General features: G+C 45.5%; 16 protein-coding genes and 1 tRNA gene. 13 read left to right on the top strand and 4 right to left on the bottom strand.

Going from position 1 to position 14,510, the window contains the following annotated elements:
• Positions 1–57 precede the first annotated feature (57 nt).
• From ACJJJA_RS05400 to ACJJJA_RS05415, 4 genes are all read right to left on the bottom strand, one after another.
• Positions 58–585, bottom strand: a complete 528-nt coding sequence (locus tag ACJJJA_RS05400) for a hypothetical protein (protein WP_444903931.1) — start codon at positions 583–585, stop codon at positions 58–60.
• Positions 586–991: 406 nt separating this feature from the next.
• Complete coding sequence (locus ACJJJA_RS05405) at positions 992–1,942, bottom strand: hypothetical protein (RefSeq protein WP_444903932.1); 951 nt, start codon at positions 1,940–1,942, stop codon at positions 992–994.
• Positions 1,929–4,445, bottom strand: coding sequence for a TcfC E-set like domain-containing protein (locus tag ACJJJA_RS05410; RefSeq protein WP_444903933.1), 2,517 nt, complete (start codon positions 4,443–4,445; stop codon positions 1,929–1,931). The genes ACJJJA_RS05405 and ACJJJA_RS05410 overlap by 14 nt, the downstream gene beginning before the upstream one ends.
• A gap of 48 nt (positions 4,446–4,493) precedes the next feature.
• Positions 4,494–5,021 (bottom strand): hypothetical protein, encoded by a 528-nt coding sequence (locus tag ACJJJA_RS05415; RefSeq protein WP_444888099.1) that lies wholly within the window; start codon positions 5,019–5,021, stop codon positions 4,494–4,496.
• Positions 5,022–5,296: 275 nt separating this feature from the next.
• Between ACJJJA_RS05415 and gltX the strand changes: the two genes are divergently transcribed.
• The 13 genes from gltX (at position 5,297) to ACJJJA_RS05480 (ending at position 14,400) form a co-directional block, all read left to right on the top strand.
• Complete coding sequence (gltX, locus tag ACJJJA_RS05420; RefSeq protein ID WP_444903934.1) at positions 5,297–6,772, top strand: glutamate--tRNA ligase; 1,476 nt, start codon at positions 5,297–5,299, stop codon at positions 6,770–6,772.
• Positions 6,773–6,914: 142 nt separating this feature from the next.
• Positions 6,915–6,990, top strand: a tRNA-Ala gene (locus ACJJJA_RS05425).
• Between the two features lie 376 nt (positions 6,991–7,366).
• Positions 7,367–7,606 (top strand): hypothetical protein, encoded by a 240-nt coding sequence (locus ACJJJA_RS05430; protein ID WP_444903935.1) that lies wholly within the window; start codon positions 7,367–7,369, stop codon positions 7,604–7,606.
• A gap of 345 nt (positions 7,607–7,951) precedes the next feature.
• The gene (locus ACJJJA_RS05435; RefSeq protein WP_444891189.1) at positions 7,952–8,527 is read left to right on the top strand and encodes a hypothetical protein; all 576 of its coding nucleotides are present in this window, start codon (positions 7,952–7,954) and stop codon (positions 8,525–8,527) included.
• A 151-nt stretch (positions 8,528–8,678) separates the two neighbouring features.
• Positions 8,679–9,380 carry a hypothetical protein gene (locus ACJJJA_RS05440; protein ID WP_444903936.1) on the top strand — a complete coding sequence of 234 codons (702 nt, stop codon included), beginning with the start codon at positions 8,679–8,681 and terminating at the stop codon, positions 9,378–9,380.
• An 84-nt stretch (positions 9,381–9,464) separates the two neighbouring features.
• Positions 9,465–9,797: a YnfA family protein gene (locus ACJJJA_RS05445; RefSeq protein WP_444903937.1), complete on the top strand. Its 333-nt coding sequence runs from the start codon at positions 9,465–9,467 to the stop codon at positions 9,795–9,797.
• A 103-nt stretch (positions 9,798–9,900) separates the two neighbouring features.
• Positions 9,901–10,197: a hypothetical protein gene (locus ACJJJA_RS05450; protein WP_252084716.1), complete on the top strand. Its 297-nt coding sequence runs from the start codon at positions 9,901–9,903 to the stop codon at positions 10,195–10,197.
• A 445-nt stretch (positions 10,198–10,642) separates the two neighbouring features.
• Positions 10,643–11,083, top strand: coding sequence for a GNAT family N-acetyltransferase (locus tag ACJJJA_RS05455; RefSeq protein ID WP_444903938.1), 441 nt, complete (start codon positions 10,643–10,645; stop codon positions 11,081–11,083).
• 95 nt (positions 11,084–11,178) lie between these two features.
• Positions 11,179–11,469 carry a hypothetical protein gene (locus tag ACJJJA_RS05460; RefSeq protein ID WP_252084718.1) on the top strand — a complete coding sequence of 97 codons (291 nt, stop codon included), beginning with the start codon at positions 11,179–11,181 and terminating at the stop codon, positions 11,467–11,469.
• A gap of 114 nt (positions 11,470–11,583) precedes the next feature.
• On the top strand, positions 11,584–12,039 hold the full coding sequence (locus ACJJJA_RS05465; protein WP_444903939.1) for a DMT family transporter: 456 nt from the start codon (positions 11,584–11,586) through the stop codon (positions 12,037–12,039).
• 71 nt (positions 12,040–12,110) lie between these two features.
• Positions 12,111–12,485 carry a hypothetical protein gene (locus ACJJJA_RS05470; protein ID WP_444903940.1) on the top strand — a complete coding sequence of 125 codons (375 nt, stop codon included), beginning with the start codon at positions 12,111–12,113 and terminating at the stop codon, positions 12,483–12,485.
• Between the two features lie 227 nt (positions 12,486–12,712).
• Positions 12,713–13,048, top strand: a complete 336-nt coding sequence (locus tag ACJJJA_RS05475) for a lysozyme inhibitor LprI family protein (protein WP_444903941.1) — start codon at positions 12,713–12,715, stop codon at positions 13,046–13,048.
• Positions 13,049–13,518: 470 nt separating this feature from the next.
• Positions 13,519–14,400, top strand: coding sequence for a putative selenate ABC transporter substrate-binding protein (locus ACJJJA_RS05480; protein WP_444903942.1), 882 nt, complete (start codon positions 13,519–13,521; stop codon positions 14,398–14,400).
• Positions 14,401–14,510 lie beyond the last annotated feature (110 nt).

A 14,510-nucleotide genomic window follows, 5' to 3' on the forward strand; every position in this document is an offset into this window, starting at 1 on the left:
CCATTACCATAGGGAGGTTGTTCCCTGACCAAAATTATATTTTATTATTTCTATTGGTTATTCTGACGTAACTGTCACTGTCAAAACGTCGGTATATATAGTGCCGCTTAAAACATTGGGATTTTCCCAATTTGCATTTGGAATTAATACTTCAAAGGTGGAGTTATCTGGAGCTCCATTACAGTTGCCAGGATTTTGAAGAATTTGTCCGTTCAGGGCTACACCTTCATTTGTGGGAGAAAAGCTTCCTCCCGAAACATTTCTAAAGCTAACTTGGTAGGGGATATCCGTGGAGCCATTACTTAGTATGTATGCACCGTCTCCATTGAGGCTGTCAAATTGAATCTCGAAGTTTGTGAATCCAATACCTCGAATACAAAAATCCACCCAGCCCTCGGCATCAGTACTTGGGGTGGGGTCTTCAAAGGTGAGGTTTTCGAGGCCATTTATATCAATCGACTCATTAAACTTTAGCATTATTTCTGTATTGGCCTGATCAGTGGCTGCTAGGGCAAATTGTGCCCCAACGGTGGATATAGCAGCCATCGCCACAGGGATGACACAACCTCTTAACATGTGCTTCATTATTGGTGTCCTTTTGTTAAGTGTGAGCGGAGAAGGGTATAGTTGATCTTGCGGCTAAAAGAATAGGGAAAATTTCCCAGTGGGTCGGTAGAAATTAGTGATAATTTCTTATTTATGGATAAATAGTGCGCCTGAATTGTCGTAATATTTGTTTGCCTGGATTTGTGGGGTTTTTAGAGTACTTAAAATGCCGTTTTATATGAAACAAGAGTTTTTATGCGGCGCCCATGGAATTTGAGATGGGTGTTAGCAGAGCGATTCCCATAGAAACGCTAATGAGGGAGGTGTATAAGAGTTTTGAAGGATTAGCGCCAGCTAATGGAGTTTTTTTGGTTGGCGTAATTATTTTAATTAATACTAAAGTTGTTTTACAAAGCTGGCGGTCAATAAGAAGTTGTAAAAGTTATTATTGGCTACTAACCGTAATTGTCAGTACATCAGTATATACAGGTTCCCCGGCCTGTTCCCAATCTGAGGGAGCAACTGAGATATATACTCTGGCGTTATCAATAGTACAAGCTTCATCTGACTGTCTAGTAAATGACCCCGCGATATCACCCTGACTATTAGGGCTGTTGAACGTGTTGTTGTTTAAAGTATTACTAAAGCCAACGGAATAGGTAATATTTTCATTAACACCTTTAAGGGAAAAAGGCTGATTCCCAGTTCCACCTGTGCTTCCATTGCTGCTAGATAGATTTACGGTATAACGGTCAAACCCAATGCCGCCAATACAGAAATCTTCCTGTCCTTCAATCGCCTGGCCGAAGGAAATACCCGAGTTACTGAGATTAATATCCCCCAGGTTACGAATTGCAATACGGGGCTCTACCTGCAAAACAATATCAAATTCTACTGTTTCGCTATCAACCAGGAAAATAAGGAAGTACTGCTCCAGGGTTATTTGAAAACTACCACTGTAGCGATTGGAGGAGGGCGTTTTCGAATCGTCAATGTCCAAGGTTAAGGAGGCGTTGACATCATTGCTACTACCGTTAAAGGGGCCAACGAGATTGTTCAGTGTGAGTAGCTGTGCATCACTATTGCTGGGGTTTAATGTAAAGGAGATATCCAAAGTGTCGCCATTGTCGGCAGTTAGAGAGTAAGTACTACCACTTAAAGGAGTGAGCTCCACGTAGTAAGCTAGGGCGCGGCCACTGAATGCGCTGCGACTGCGCAAGGTGAAGGGAACTTCTTGGCTACTGGACTGGTAATTTAGGGTGTGTGTGTCGCCCAGATTACAGGTGCGCAAGCTGTCATTGCTGGAGCAGCTTTGTGCCTTGGCCGGATTATGACAATGTAAAAAAAGAACACCCAGCCAAAGGAGTTTTCCAATTAAGTGTTTAATGCTGCGCACTGGTTAACCCCGCAGTAGTTTCGATATGGCAGTTGGCCTTGGATTGTTCAATGCTGCCTAGATTCAACCAGCTATCCCCAGAAGACAGAATATTTATGGGAACCTGACAGTGATCCCAAGTTAATACTTGAGTGAGCAGGCTCTTCTTGTTGGTATTTATACCTAATTGGAAAACGCCGTACCGATCGGTGGTGGTACTGTGTTCACCGATAAATAATCGGGTGTTAGGTAACCCCTCACCCATATCGGTTAGACGCCCCAAAATAAGCAGCTGTTGCTCTATCTGATAAGTTGTGGAACTAACATTGCCGGGATATAGGGTGAAGGTTTTACTTTGTTCGCGGTAATCAAAGAAACCATTATCCAATGGGCGCAGGGACAGGTCATAACTCTGAAATGCCGGCAAGTTGATTACAGACCTATCACCGCCTTTGGCATAGCCGCGCCGGTTGCCATCAACTAATACTTCAAAATTCTGTTGGTCGCTGCCATCGATTTCAATAACTACAGCACTTTCCAGTGCGCGTTCACCACCCCAGGCGAAAGTATTTTCTGCAACAATTAGGTTGGTACTGAAGCCACCCAGATAATTGAAAGCCTTGCTATGGTTAACGTTATTAAAGCTGAGAGTGCTGTTTAAATATCCGAAGTGGCCGGCGAGATGGCTGCTGCTCTCAAGATAACGGCCATGCGTGCTTTTTTCTGCAGTGATTTGTTGCTCAAATTCCGCTGCCCATAGGTCCCTATCGTGCCAGCGACTCTCCAGGAGCAAGCGCTGTTCGCGATCGCTGTGATTACTGCGCTCACTGTGTAGATTGGCGCTGTGCTGCCAGTGTTTGGCGCGGCGTCGGAGTTCTATCTCCAGGCCGGTATACTGCTGCCCGTCGGCCTTATGGTGTGAGAAAGTGGCACTGCCCAGCCACTTAGCACTTTGTAAGAAATTGCGTTTGAAGGAGAGGCTGGTGAGCTTACTCGCATTATCTAATTTATCGACTTGCTCTCCGGGCAACAAGCGATACCCACTGTCTCGCTCACGCAAGCGCAGAGAGAGTTGCCCTCCCAGTAGATTGCTCTGTAGAGCCAGGCTGCGCTGCGAGTAACCTAGTGGTAGCAGTTGCAGACCCTTGGTTTGATCAAAATCGGCAGCGTCATCCAGCCTGGTATCAATAGCACTCAGTGTGGCGAATGGGGTTTTCAACAGCGCCTGAACCCTGTGACCACTGCGCCCATCCTTGTTAGTCACTATGCTCGGCGAAACTTCGAAGAAGCCACCTATCCAGCGGGCGCCAATCTCGTAAAGTTGTTGCTCACGGGTTGAGGCTGCCGAGGCAAAGAACCCCAGATTGCCACTTAAGCGTCGAGCTATAGATCCCTGAGCCAGCACATCCTCGTAGCGCTCGGGTAGCGTCTGATAGTTACTGTAATTGTGCGCGGGTTGCCCGGTATAAAAATTCCAGGACCATTCCCCTGGGGCCGGTAGCAGGGAGTCTTTGGTAAAGAACTCTGAGTGGCTGTGCAGCGAGCGCCCCATTTCATCAAAAGTACGTACCTCAATTTCGTAGGAACCATACGGCAGGGTGCTGGTATTTAGCAACCGGTTACCGGCCTCCAGCATTTCTGTGTGGATCAGCCGCTGATCCCGGTAAATTTCCACACGCCCGCGTACCGGCATATTAATTTCCAGTGGGCTGCCCTGCCGATATTTAATGTCTGTACGGCTGAGCTGGGAGCTGCGCATCTCTAACCCATACAGGCTGCTGTGGTTACCGAAATAGTGCCAGCCCCCTTGGGGTTGTAGTAAGCCAATCGAATAGGCTTTTCCACGATAATCCCTGGACCAGTGTAAGGCGCTAATCTGATTGTGCTGCGCAGTGGCAGCCGACCACTGGGCGTGTAGGGCGCTCTCGCCAAAGCTGATAATGGTGTTGCCATTCAAAGTGGCGTTATGACTGTTTTTACCGAGATTACTCTCCACACCACTCCAGGCGCCACTGAGGTTTTGAACAATGGAAAATTCACTGGTGGAGGCCGGGAGATAGGGGGCGCTGATGGCGGCTTCTTGTGGTAGTAACTTTGCGGAGAAAAATAAATCGAGCCGATAGCGGTTTTCATCGTAAATGACCGCCACCTGCTCAGGCACTAGATAGCCACACTTTCGCTGCCAGCTTGAACGACAGAGATACTGTGAATTTCTGGGCAAAGGCTCGGCCAGCGCCGCTATTACGGTCTCTCTATCTAATAATTTAGGTAGAAGAGGGAGCAATTGCTCTGGCTCGTCGAATTGGATATGGGTGGGGTTAACAGTAATTGGCGCTGCGCCTATTTGGCGGCCGCCATAGTAGAGGTCTGCCAATAACTGCTGTGGTTCGGTCAGTGAATCAAACCCTTCCGGTGCAGAGGTCTCCAGCAGAAAAGTGGCTGCTGTTGCTGCAAAGCAATCGGCGTGAATGGCCTGCGCCAGACAAAATGCCAGCGCATGCCATTGGTTAAGACGTCCTGCCATAAACTGCGATGGGTTTGGCTGGAAATCCTATCCAGCCACGCCACAAAATTATTCTGAGGCTACAGTGATCAGCAGCGTATCGGTGTAGCTGGTGCCATCCAGCACATCATTGGTCTGCCAAGCGCTATTGGCAACAGTGATTTGGAATCTGGCATTGTCGGAACCACTGCAAGAAGCGGCGTTACGATCTAGTCCAGTTAGTGGCTCACCCTCATTAACCACAGTAAAGGAACCGTTAGTGCTGTTGTCGAAGCCGACGCTGTAGGGAACGTCTAGGCCGTTGCCGGAGAGGCTGAAAGCCGTATCGTTATTGCCATCATTGCTTTCAAAGGTAATGCTAAAGGTGGGAAAGCCAAAACCGCCGATACAAAAGTCATCGCTGGCAACGGCATCGGTATCCAGGGCAGGGTTGGTAATTGTGATATCGCCGACATCGGCAATTACAATGCTTGGGTTAAAGGTAAGGGTGATATCACTACTGGCACTATTGGTGGCTGCCACGGTGGCGGCCGAAGCGCTGAAAAGCATGCCTGCTGCGAGAGCAGAGGCCAGTGAACGAACTACATTTTTGTGCATGGCGTATCTTCCTGAGCCGTTGGTTATCGTTCTGTGAAAAGCTGCTCGCGAAGATCCTGCACATGTCAGGGGTAATGCGTTAGTCAAGCTATTCCATCTTTATGGCGGGGATCATACTTTTTTTGTGATTCAAGTCACGTCATTTGCGGGTAATTTTCGATTTATGGCGCCTAAAAGATCTTATTAGCGACCAGCTTGTATCTGTGCCCGACGCGCGGCCAGCGCTATAATCCCGCGCCTTTAGAGTCCTTTATTTATCTTCAATCAGGTTTGTCATGACCGTAAGAACCCGAATCGCACCGTCTCCAACCGGTGATCCCCACGTTGGTACCGCCTATATTGCCCTGTTTAATCAGTGTTTTGCCCGCGCCCAGGGCGGCCAGTTTGTGTTGCGTATCGAAGATACTGACCAGCAGCGCAGCACCCCGGAATCCGAGCAGGCGATTCTCGATAGCCTGCGTTGGCTCGGATTGGACTGGCAGGAAGGTCCAGACGTAGGCGGTCCCCACGGCCCCTATCGGCAGAGTGAGCGCGGTGATATCTACAAAACTTACTGCGATGAACTGGTGCAGAAAGGCCATGCCTTCCACTGTTACCGCACCGCCGAAGAGCTGGAGCAGCTGCGCGAAGAACTGCGCGAAGCCGGCCGCACCTCACTGAAGCCCAGTGACCTGGCGCTGTCGGAAGAGGAAGTAGAGAAGCGTCGCGCCGCCGGAGCCCCCTATGTAGTGCGCATGAACGTACCGGAAAGCGGTACCTGTGTAGTGGAAGATCTGCTGCGCGGTACTATTGAGATCGACTGGGCCCAGGTCGATGCGCAGATTCTGCTCAAGTCCGATGGCATGCCCACTTACCACCTGGCCAACGTGGTGGATGATCACCTGATGGAGATCACCCATGTGCTGCGCGGTGAGGAATGGATTAACTCCGCACCCAAGCACCAGTTGCTATATGAATACTTCGGTTGGGAAATGCCGGTGCTCTGCCACCTGCCGCTGCTGCGCAACCCGGATAAAACCAAACTGTCCAAGCGCAAAAATCCGACTTCTATTCTTTATTACCAGCGTGCCGGATTTATGCCCGAAGCGCTGCTCAACTATCTGGGCCGTATGGGCTGGTCCATGCCGGATGAGCGCGAGAAGTTTTCTCTGGAGGAAATGCTCGAACATTTCGATATCCACCGCGTTTCCCTGGGCGGCCCGGTGTTCGATGTAGAGAAACTGTCCTGGCTGAACGGCCTGTGGATTCGCGAGTTGGAAAATGAGCAGCTTGCCGACCGCCTTATAGACTGGATGTTTAACCGCGAGAACCTGCTTAAGGTACTGCCCCATGCCAAAGAGCGTATGGAGACTTTCGGCGATTTCGCACCGCTGGTGAGCTTCCTTGCCTCCGGTAAGCTGCCGCTCACCGAGGAGAGCTTCAGTGGCAATAAGTTGGAGCTGGATGAGCAGAAGAAATTGCTGCAATTCGCCCTGTGGCGTCTGGAAGCCCTGCGTGCCTGGGACCGCGACAGTATTTTCCAGGCAGTGAAGACTCTATCCACATCCATGGAGATTAAGCTTAAGGACTTCAACGCGCCCCTGTTTGTCGCCATCAGTGGCACCACCGCCTCCTTCTCTGTGATGGATGCCATGGTACTACTGGGCCCAGACCTTAGCCGCGCCCGCCTGCGCCAGGCCATCGATGCTCTGGGCGGCGCCGGGAAAAAAGTCCTCAAACGTTGGGAGAAAGAGTACGCCTCACTCCCCTAAGTACCCCACAGCCCCCGCTAGGGGGCTGTGCCGGCTAAGTTGCTAACTAATTGATTAAAAAGTTATTTTTTCTGTTGACAGGCGTCTAAACCTTGCTAAAATGCGCCTCGCTTTCAACGGAAACGTTAAGCAAAAAGGATTTGGGGCTATAGCTCAGCTGGGAGAGCGCAACACTGGCAGTGTTGAGGTCAGCGGTTCGATCCCGCTTAGCTCCACCAAATTTCCCTTGCCTATCAAGGGGTTGTGAGAAGAGGGTAATGACCTCTTATCCGGTGAATAAAAACCGGACAAAACTCACAAGAAAGAAAAAAGGGCCTTTAGGCCCTTTTTTTTCGTCTGAAATTTTACCTTTTCACAAAAAATCCCTTTTAGTCACTCGCTTGCCTGGACAAATATTGATTTCTTCTCATGTGCAACATCAAGCTCTTTGCCTGGGTTAATTAGAATCAACAGTGTCTTCACTCACCCATTCACTGGTAGAGGTGCTATTCAGTTGATTTTTTAAGGGGGCTCAAGGTGTTCTATAGCAGCGAAAATACTTACGCATAACGAAGTTTCTATTGAATTAATTTTTTGCGCATTAAGGAAGATGGTATGAGTGGCAAAAAATTATTTTATTTAGAGCTTGCACGGTTGGGAGAGGTTTTGTCGTTAATACAAGTCCTTGCATATCATAAAGGCACGAATAGAAGCGAAGAGGGGGTGGGGGGACAGCTTCAAAGAAAACCAGAATCAGCAGGTTCATGGATAGAGTTGGCAGAGGCTCACCCTGAACTATTTCGTGTTCGTGTAAAGGTAGGAAGAAGAAAGCTTGTAGCTTTAGTTTCTGGATAAGTTCTTTCGAGAGAAAAGCTGGACAGTGGAGAAAGCGTGTCGCCGGTGCGAGGGCCCGAATTATAGAGCCATGGCTTACATCTACAGAAAGGTGCTCCCTAACTTATTGGTTGAATTATGGGTAAAGTGTGATTAAGAACGGGAAGTTGAGTCGGACGACTTGAGTCAGTGGCTCACTATCCCTGGTTGCTATTTAGACAGTGGTTTATAGCCTGCTGTAAATAAAGGCTTTTTTGTGGAGCTTGAAGCCTCCATCCCAGAAATAGTAGCCAAAAGGATAGTGAGCCCCTGACTCTTTAATAAGCGGTTAGAAAAAATTTTCATTCACAGAAAGAGGAAAGATAGATGTTTAATAGGTTGATAATTGTATTTCTTGGGGTTTTGTTTTTTTCAGGCTGTGCAACCCAAAGCAATCATATGACAAGAGTTACACCGGAATCCGTTGTAACAAAACCTGAAGACGGTAAGGCGTTGGTTCATTTCATGAGGCCTTCCAATTATGGCGGAGCAATTCAGTCGACGATTTATAATGACTCTAATTATCTAGGTACAGTATCAGCGCAAACAAGAGTTGCCTACCAAGCGGAACCGGGCAAGCATATGTTTATGGTAATTGGAGAAAATGCAGATTTTCTTGAAGCGAATCTTTTGGAAAATAAAACATACTATGTTTTGGTGTCGCCCAGAATGGGAGTATGGAAGGCTAGGTTTAGTTTAAATCCTGCAAGTGGAGACGTATCTCAACAACAGATTGATAGCTGGTACAATAGCACGGCTGAAGTTGTGCCTAACGAGACTGGTTTAAATTGGGCAAAAAACAAAGCAAGTGAAATTGAAAAATTGAAATCTAAGTATCTGCCTAAGTGGCAACAGAAAGCTGAAAGTGATAAGCAGAGATTAAAGCCAGAAAGCGGCATATGATGTTTCTAGCTAAGTGTTGAACGTGGATCCAGCTACGTTCTACCAGCATGTGGCTCGCTTTCGCTCACGTTACCACACGCTGGTTTCGCTACACTGGGCCAGTTAACACGGCGTTAGTAGTGATACCAAAAATAAATTAGCCTAAACTTAGATGTTATATATACTAAAAAAAATTCTACATTTGATCTCTCTAGCTTCTTTTGCGGGCCTTCTGCTCGCATGCAGCGGTGGCAGCGGCGGAGATAGTTCTGATCCAGTAGAGATGCCCGCTGAAATAGAAAGCTTTACCTCCTCCGAAATACTTTCAATTGATCCTCCTTCTTTTGAAGTTGTTGTACGATTTTCACAGAACGTATCGCGAGAAGACGCTCTCTATATAGGAGTAAAAGTTGTGGTGGCTACCGATGGAGCTGGTGATATTATGGGGCAGGACTTTGCCCTATTTTATAATATGGATTGTCCAAGCGGCTATGAAGATTGCGATCAGACAGATTACTTCTTTACCTGGAGCTATGGAGATATTATAGGCTGGTGCTGCACTCTTAGAGGGCGCGACCTTTCGTATGAACTCACGAATGTAGATGGGTACTTACAGTTAACTATGAGCTATCATGGAAAATTTACTAAGAGCACATTTGATAATCTCGTTAGCGGTAACGTCTTAACAAATGTAGAAGCAATTCTTTTCTCTGGGCCAAATAAAGAAACTGTTTTATCAAGGGACTACTACCCGCTGGTGAATGAGTTTACTGATCAACTTGGAGAGTTGAATGATAATATCCGTGATTATGATGGTTCCTCAGGTTTAATTGATATTCAAAGTATTACTATCACTAATTATTTGGCTCCCTAAATTCGTCAAAGGTACTAACAAATTAAGGAAGCGGGACGCCGTAACTAGCCCCCTTCTTGAGGCGTTAAGCATTCATAAAGAACTATGGAAATATTAAAGGTATTATTTCTTTTTATAGCTACTGCCATAGCGGAAATTGTGGGCTGTTATCTCCCATACCTTCGGTTGCGTCAAGGTTATTCTATTTGGATGCTCGTTCCTGCTGCATTAAGCTTGGCATTGTTCGTTTGGTTGCTTACCTTACATCCACAAGCTGCAGGCCGTACATATGCAGCATATGGTGGCGTCTATGTTTCAGTCGCGCTACTTTGGCTTTGGGCAGTAGAATCAACTCGACCAGTGGTCACGGACTTTGTCGGTGTTATATTCTGCCTAATTGGGATGGCAATCATCATGCTTGGGCCACATCATGCTTAAAAAGCGCACCTTGTTCGTCTCTATCGGGGCGGGACGGCTTACGGAACCTTCCCCCCTACATTGCGGCCGTTGCTGGCGGCGTTATGCCTCTTGAGAGGTAGTGATGTACAAGGAACCTTGGTCAGATATAAATGAATACGTTGAAAGTCATAGCAAGGCTTTACAGCGAGAGTTGTTTAAGGAACTCTCGAAAGATCATTGCTTGTATGGGATTGAGCTTCAAGCTCTCGCAAAGCGTGAAGACCAAGACGATATACTCTTAACTGACCAGAGTGCATTCTATATAGTTCATCTAACTTGGTCTGGTAAGGAGGAGGAAGCTCCTTATCCTAGAACAGAAAAGTTTAGTACGATGGAAGAGTTGCAGGTCAGACTAGATTCTGATTCGGAAGATTTTTAGAGGGCAAGAACAACCATACAAGGTAAGGCAGTGGACGCCGCATACGTGCCGCCCCTTCTCGCAATGTTGTGTGTAATCCGAGGCAACAATGAGTAAGAGGATTAGGGGAATCTGTGTTGCGATATATATTGTTCTGGGAACTGTTAGTATTCATTTTCTTGGCGAAATATATGCTTCCAAAATAATGGAGGAACTGGCTAGGAATCCGTCGCCAGATTTGTATGCTAATAATCACGGGTTTCAATACGTAGCGTTCTGGGTTACATGTGGCATAGCCTTGTCATTCGCCCTAGTGCTATCAGCAATGATACTCAATAAGGTTCTGATTAGGCGACATGCCAAAAACACATAAAAAACGCTGTTGTCGCCATGCTCCACATGGCCTGGACAGCCTACACTGCCTTCTGGTTGCCCCAAAGCTGGTTGTTAAACATCGCTCAAAGTTATGGCTAATTTCGAAATAAGAAAAGTTGAGAAAAATGATATTCAAGTCGTTGTGAGCTTGCTGCAACAGCTAGGATATGAGCCATCCATTCAGGCAATTGAATCGCTGATATCAAATCCCATTTGCGATAGCTATGAAACGGTTGTTGGAATTTTAGACAAATCTGTCGTAAGCGTTATGTCTGTCATCTACTTTGACTATTTTCCTTCAGCTGAAAGGTTTTGCCGAATTACAGCCATTGTCGTGGATTCAGATGTCAGGGGGTATGGTGTGGGTACAAGACTAATTGATTTCGCGCGAGATAATGCTGCCGCAAAAGGTTGTAGTACACTTGAAGTAACAACATCGCTCAAACGTGAGTCGACTCAACAGTTTTATGGAAGTATTGGTTTCACCAAAACTTCGTACAAGTATGTTCAAAAACTGAAAAGCAATGTTTAATAAGGCAAGCCAGAGGGACTTCCGCACTGCTTGCTCCAACCCCTGCTGGCGACGTTATGTGTTGCGAGTATTTCGCGATGAAGGAGTCGAACTGTATGGATGAAAGACCAGTTAAGGCACAAGATTTACTCAAGGATGATGAGGATTACAAAACTATTAAAGGGGTAAGAGTAAGAAAAGGAACTATTGCTGCTACTATAAAAAATATTGCCAAGCTAGAAAGCGCAAACTCAGAACAACGGGCTGCTATTCTCGATGCTATTAAAGAAAATGCCCCTGCATTAGTTGCCCTTGATGTTCATCGATACTTCGAGTGTAGAAACAAGGAAGTAGAGAGAATCTTAGTAAAAGCAGCAATGAGTCTAAATGATAGTAAGAGCATATAATAAGTACCGGCAGTACGGCCCTACAGGCCTGGTCCCCAAAATCGTTGGACGAGTTTCCGCTCCTACGATAAGCGCTTAGCGCTTAGTGCGATAAGTAGTAAAGAGTATTGTAAGTTGAATAGTTTAAGTACGTATACCTTACTGGTTTTTGCTCTGATTGTTGGAGCTTCTCTTGCATCACAAGCGGGGGTGAATTCACAGCTTCGTGTAGCTCTCCATACTCCCATCCAAGCGGTATTTATCTCTTTCTTGATAGGCACGCTCATACTAGGATCTATCTCACTTTTTCAAAGTGAAAGCTGGTTTACTAAAGAGTCAATTACTTCCATACCATGGTGGGCTTGGCTTGGTGGCGCTTTCGGAGCATTCAATATTGCAATGTCTGTATTTTTGGCTCCAAAGCTGGGAGCGCTAGTTTTGGCAATCTCTATTGTTTGTGGCCAAGTTATAGCGTCTCTAGTGCTAGATCATAACGGATGGCTTGGGTATCCCAAGATAGAATTGTCAATTTCAAGGGTGTGTGGCGCGCTACTTATAATAGCAGGTGTACTATTGGTGGCACGGCGGTAGGCATATAACAAGTTGCTGAAATTCGTTACGGCTATCGTTTAGCAAAGTGTTAACTATTGAGGTTAGGTTTTGTGAACTCTATTTTAAAGTCTAATTTTTATATTGGCATTATTAAAGATCTAGAGTCTCACTATGACTATTCAAAGAAGCACATGGGACTTAATGATGGGCAATCTCTGCACTATGCTGACGAGTATGTAATCAATCGTGGATCGGAGCATGAAGAGTTTGTCGTATCATATATAGCATTTATGAGATTGGCAGAAAATCATCAGCATACGCTCTCCTATGAGAGTGAAGATGAGCTTTGGATTGTGGATGAATTTAAGTGGCGTTATGAAAAAGTACGCGCGGTATTTGACGAGCTTGAGAAAAAATCACCTGATCTTCCTTTTGTTAAAGACTTAATTTTCTTTAGAGATATGTATAATCTTGGAGAAAGTTGAAGATGGGTAAGACTTATCAGAACGATGTGCAAGACCTATGTCTTCGGTCGTTTCAATATGTATCCAATTTATTCAATATTGCGTGTTAAAAAACTGCGATTTAGGCTTTTGTTCTGTGCGCCGGGCATTCAAGGAGAAAATAAGATGCACCGATTTCTGAAGGTTTTTTTAGCATATTTATATTTTATGTGCCAATAATTTATGCTGGTGAACAATCTGAGAATTTAATGTCGGAATTTGCGAAATGCGGAGGATTTACAAGCTATCCAGAAATTGAGGTTTGTTTTTCAGAGGTTTATAATGAAAGTGATAAATTTCTTAATAAAGAATATTCTCAGCTAATGCAATATTTAGATGGCTTAGAGAATAAAACCCATAAGAAAAGACTTGTAAGTACACAGAGAACTTGGGTCAAGTTTAGAGATTCCGATTGCAATTTTTATAGTGATGGGCAGGCAATTCGAATGAATATATGTTTGTCAGAAAGGACAATTCAGAGACTTAAAGAGTTAGAAAACTTCAATACTAATTACGCCATGGGCTGTAATGGTTGTCCATGGTGACATGCCATGCAAATGCTGTAGGCCGGCGATCAACATTGTACATTTTATGTGAGGTTGTTTCGCTCACATTATCAAGCATCAAGCATCAAGCATCAAGCATGCGGGGTTGGCTGTGCGTTAGTGGGGCGTTATCGTCGATCGCTTCTATAACGGTTAGCTGTTCTTAAAATAACCCGGCTAAACCCCTGTGGTAGCTTAGATTACAGCAGGGTAATCAACGGAGGAAAGGGGATCTGCGCAAAGTGGTGCAGGTTTTCGCCTCCGTATACCTCCGTCAAAGTATTCCCCGCCGCCTTTATATTAACATTTTAGATAATACTTATAATGGTGAAAATATATCTCGCTCTTGATAAACCTAAATAACACCATACAATTTGGTTACATTTTCTGACCTATATATAACACTTATATTTACTCCCTTACTTTTAGTCTATAAGTTTCGAATTGTGGATCTGTAGAGGACCAATAGAATGTTAAAACGTTTAACCGTGTCTATTCTCAGTCTCATAATGCTATTCGGCATATCCCTCATATTTTCCCAAGAAAATATAAAGCCGTTTGTTTTTACTGCCATCCCGGATCAGGATCCGGTACGCTTACAGAAACGTTTTGGCAAAGTTGCACAGTATTTATCTGATACGCTAGGGGTTGAGGTTAAGTACTTACCAGTAGAGTCTTATAGCGATACGGTCGAAGCTTTTAAAAATAATAAAGTTCAATTGGCTTGGTTCGGTGGTTTTACTGGGGTGCAGGCTCGTATTGCGGATCCTGGCGCCAAAGCCATTGCTCAAGGTGAAGAAGATCAAAATTTTACTTCCTACTTTATTGCCAATAAAAGCACCGGACTCAAACCGTCAGAAGACTTTCCCCATGGTATAGAGGGTATGACGTTTACTTTCGGTTCAGAACACTCTACTTCTGGACGACTAATGCCGGAATATTTTATCCGAAAGGCATTTGGTAAGTCTCCAGCCGATGTGTTTAGCCACGTTGGTTTTGGTGACCACCATTCCAATACCTTGGATCTTGTGCAGTCTGGGAAATATCAGGTTGGAGCCCTGAATCACAAAGTGTGGGAGAATGAAAAGAAAGCTGGCAAAGTGGATGAGAGTAAAGTACAAGTGATCTGGAAAACTCCGGGATATCCAGATTACAACTGGACAATTCGTGGAGATGTCGATGATACCTGGGGTGATGGATTCACAGACAAGGTACAACAGGCGATTTTGAATATGCGTGATCCAAAACTACTTGCCGCATTTCCTCGTAAAGAGTTTATCAAAGCCGATAACTCAATGTACCAACCAATCGTGGAGATTGCCCACGAAATTGGCTTGTTGAATAATGAGTAAGCGAATTGGGTTCAAATTTTCCCTTCTGAACGGTGTATTGTTTACCTAAGAGGCCTCATGAAGAGTCATGAAAAATCTTGGCTATTACAAGCTGAACCGATCAAAGAAGA

This window comes from Microbulbifer mixtoriginis (SeqCode) (genome assembly GCF_052466865.1).

Excerpts from the sequence above, each read along its gene's own strand:
- ACJJJA_RS05415 (WP_444888099.1), bottom strand. The coding sequence starts at position 5,021 with ATGCACAAAAATGTAGTTCGTTCACTGGCCTCTGCTCTCGCAGCAGGC.
- ACJJJA_RS05410 (WP_444903933.1), bottom strand. The coding sequence starts at position 4,445 with ATGGCAGGACGTCTTAACCAATGGCATGCGCTGGCATTTTGTCTGGCG.
- ACJJJA_RS05400 (WP_444903931.1), bottom strand. The coding sequence starts at position 585 with ATGAAGCACATGTTAAGAGGTTGTGTCATCCCTGTGGCGATGGCTGCT.
- gltX (WP_444903934.1), top strand. The coding sequence starts at position 5,297 with ATGACCGTAAGAACCCGAATCGCACCGTCTCCAACCGGTGATCCCCAC.
- ACJJJA_RS05475 (WP_444903941.1), top strand. The coding sequence starts at position 12,713 with ATGTCGGAATTTGCGAAATGCGGAGGATTTACAAGCTATCCAGAAATT.
- ACJJJA_RS05460 (WP_252084718.1), top strand. The coding sequence starts at position 11,179 with ATGGATGAAAGACCAGTTAAGGCACAAGATTTACTCAAGGATGATGAG.
- ACJJJA_RS05480 (WP_444903942.1), top strand. The coding sequence starts at position 13,519 with ATGTTAAAACGTTTAACCGTGTCTATTCTCAGTCTCATAATGCTATTC.
- ACJJJA_RS05450 (WP_252084716.1), top strand. The coding sequence starts at position 9,901 with ATGTACAAGGAACCTTGGTCAGATATAAATGAATACGTTGAAAGTCAT.
- ACJJJA_RS05445 (WP_444903937.1), top strand. The coding sequence starts at position 9,465 with ATGGAAATATTAAAGGTATTATTTCTTTTTATAGCTACTGCCATAGCG.
- ACJJJA_RS05440 (WP_444903936.1), top strand. The coding sequence starts at position 8,679 with ATGTTATATATACTAAAAAAAATTCTACATTTGATCTCTCTAGCTTCT.
- ACJJJA_RS05455 (WP_444903938.1), top strand. The coding sequence starts at position 10,643 with ATGGCTAATTTCGAAATAAGAAAAGTTGAGAAAAATGATATTCAAGTC.
- ACJJJA_RS05430 (WP_444903935.1), top strand. The coding sequence starts at position 7,367 with ATGAGTGGCAAAAAATTATTTTATTTAGAGCTTGCACGGTTGGGAGAG.
- ACJJJA_RS05435 (WP_444891189.1), top strand. The coding sequence starts at position 7,952 with ATGTTTAATAGGTTGATAATTGTATTTCTTGGGGTTTTGTTTTTTTCA.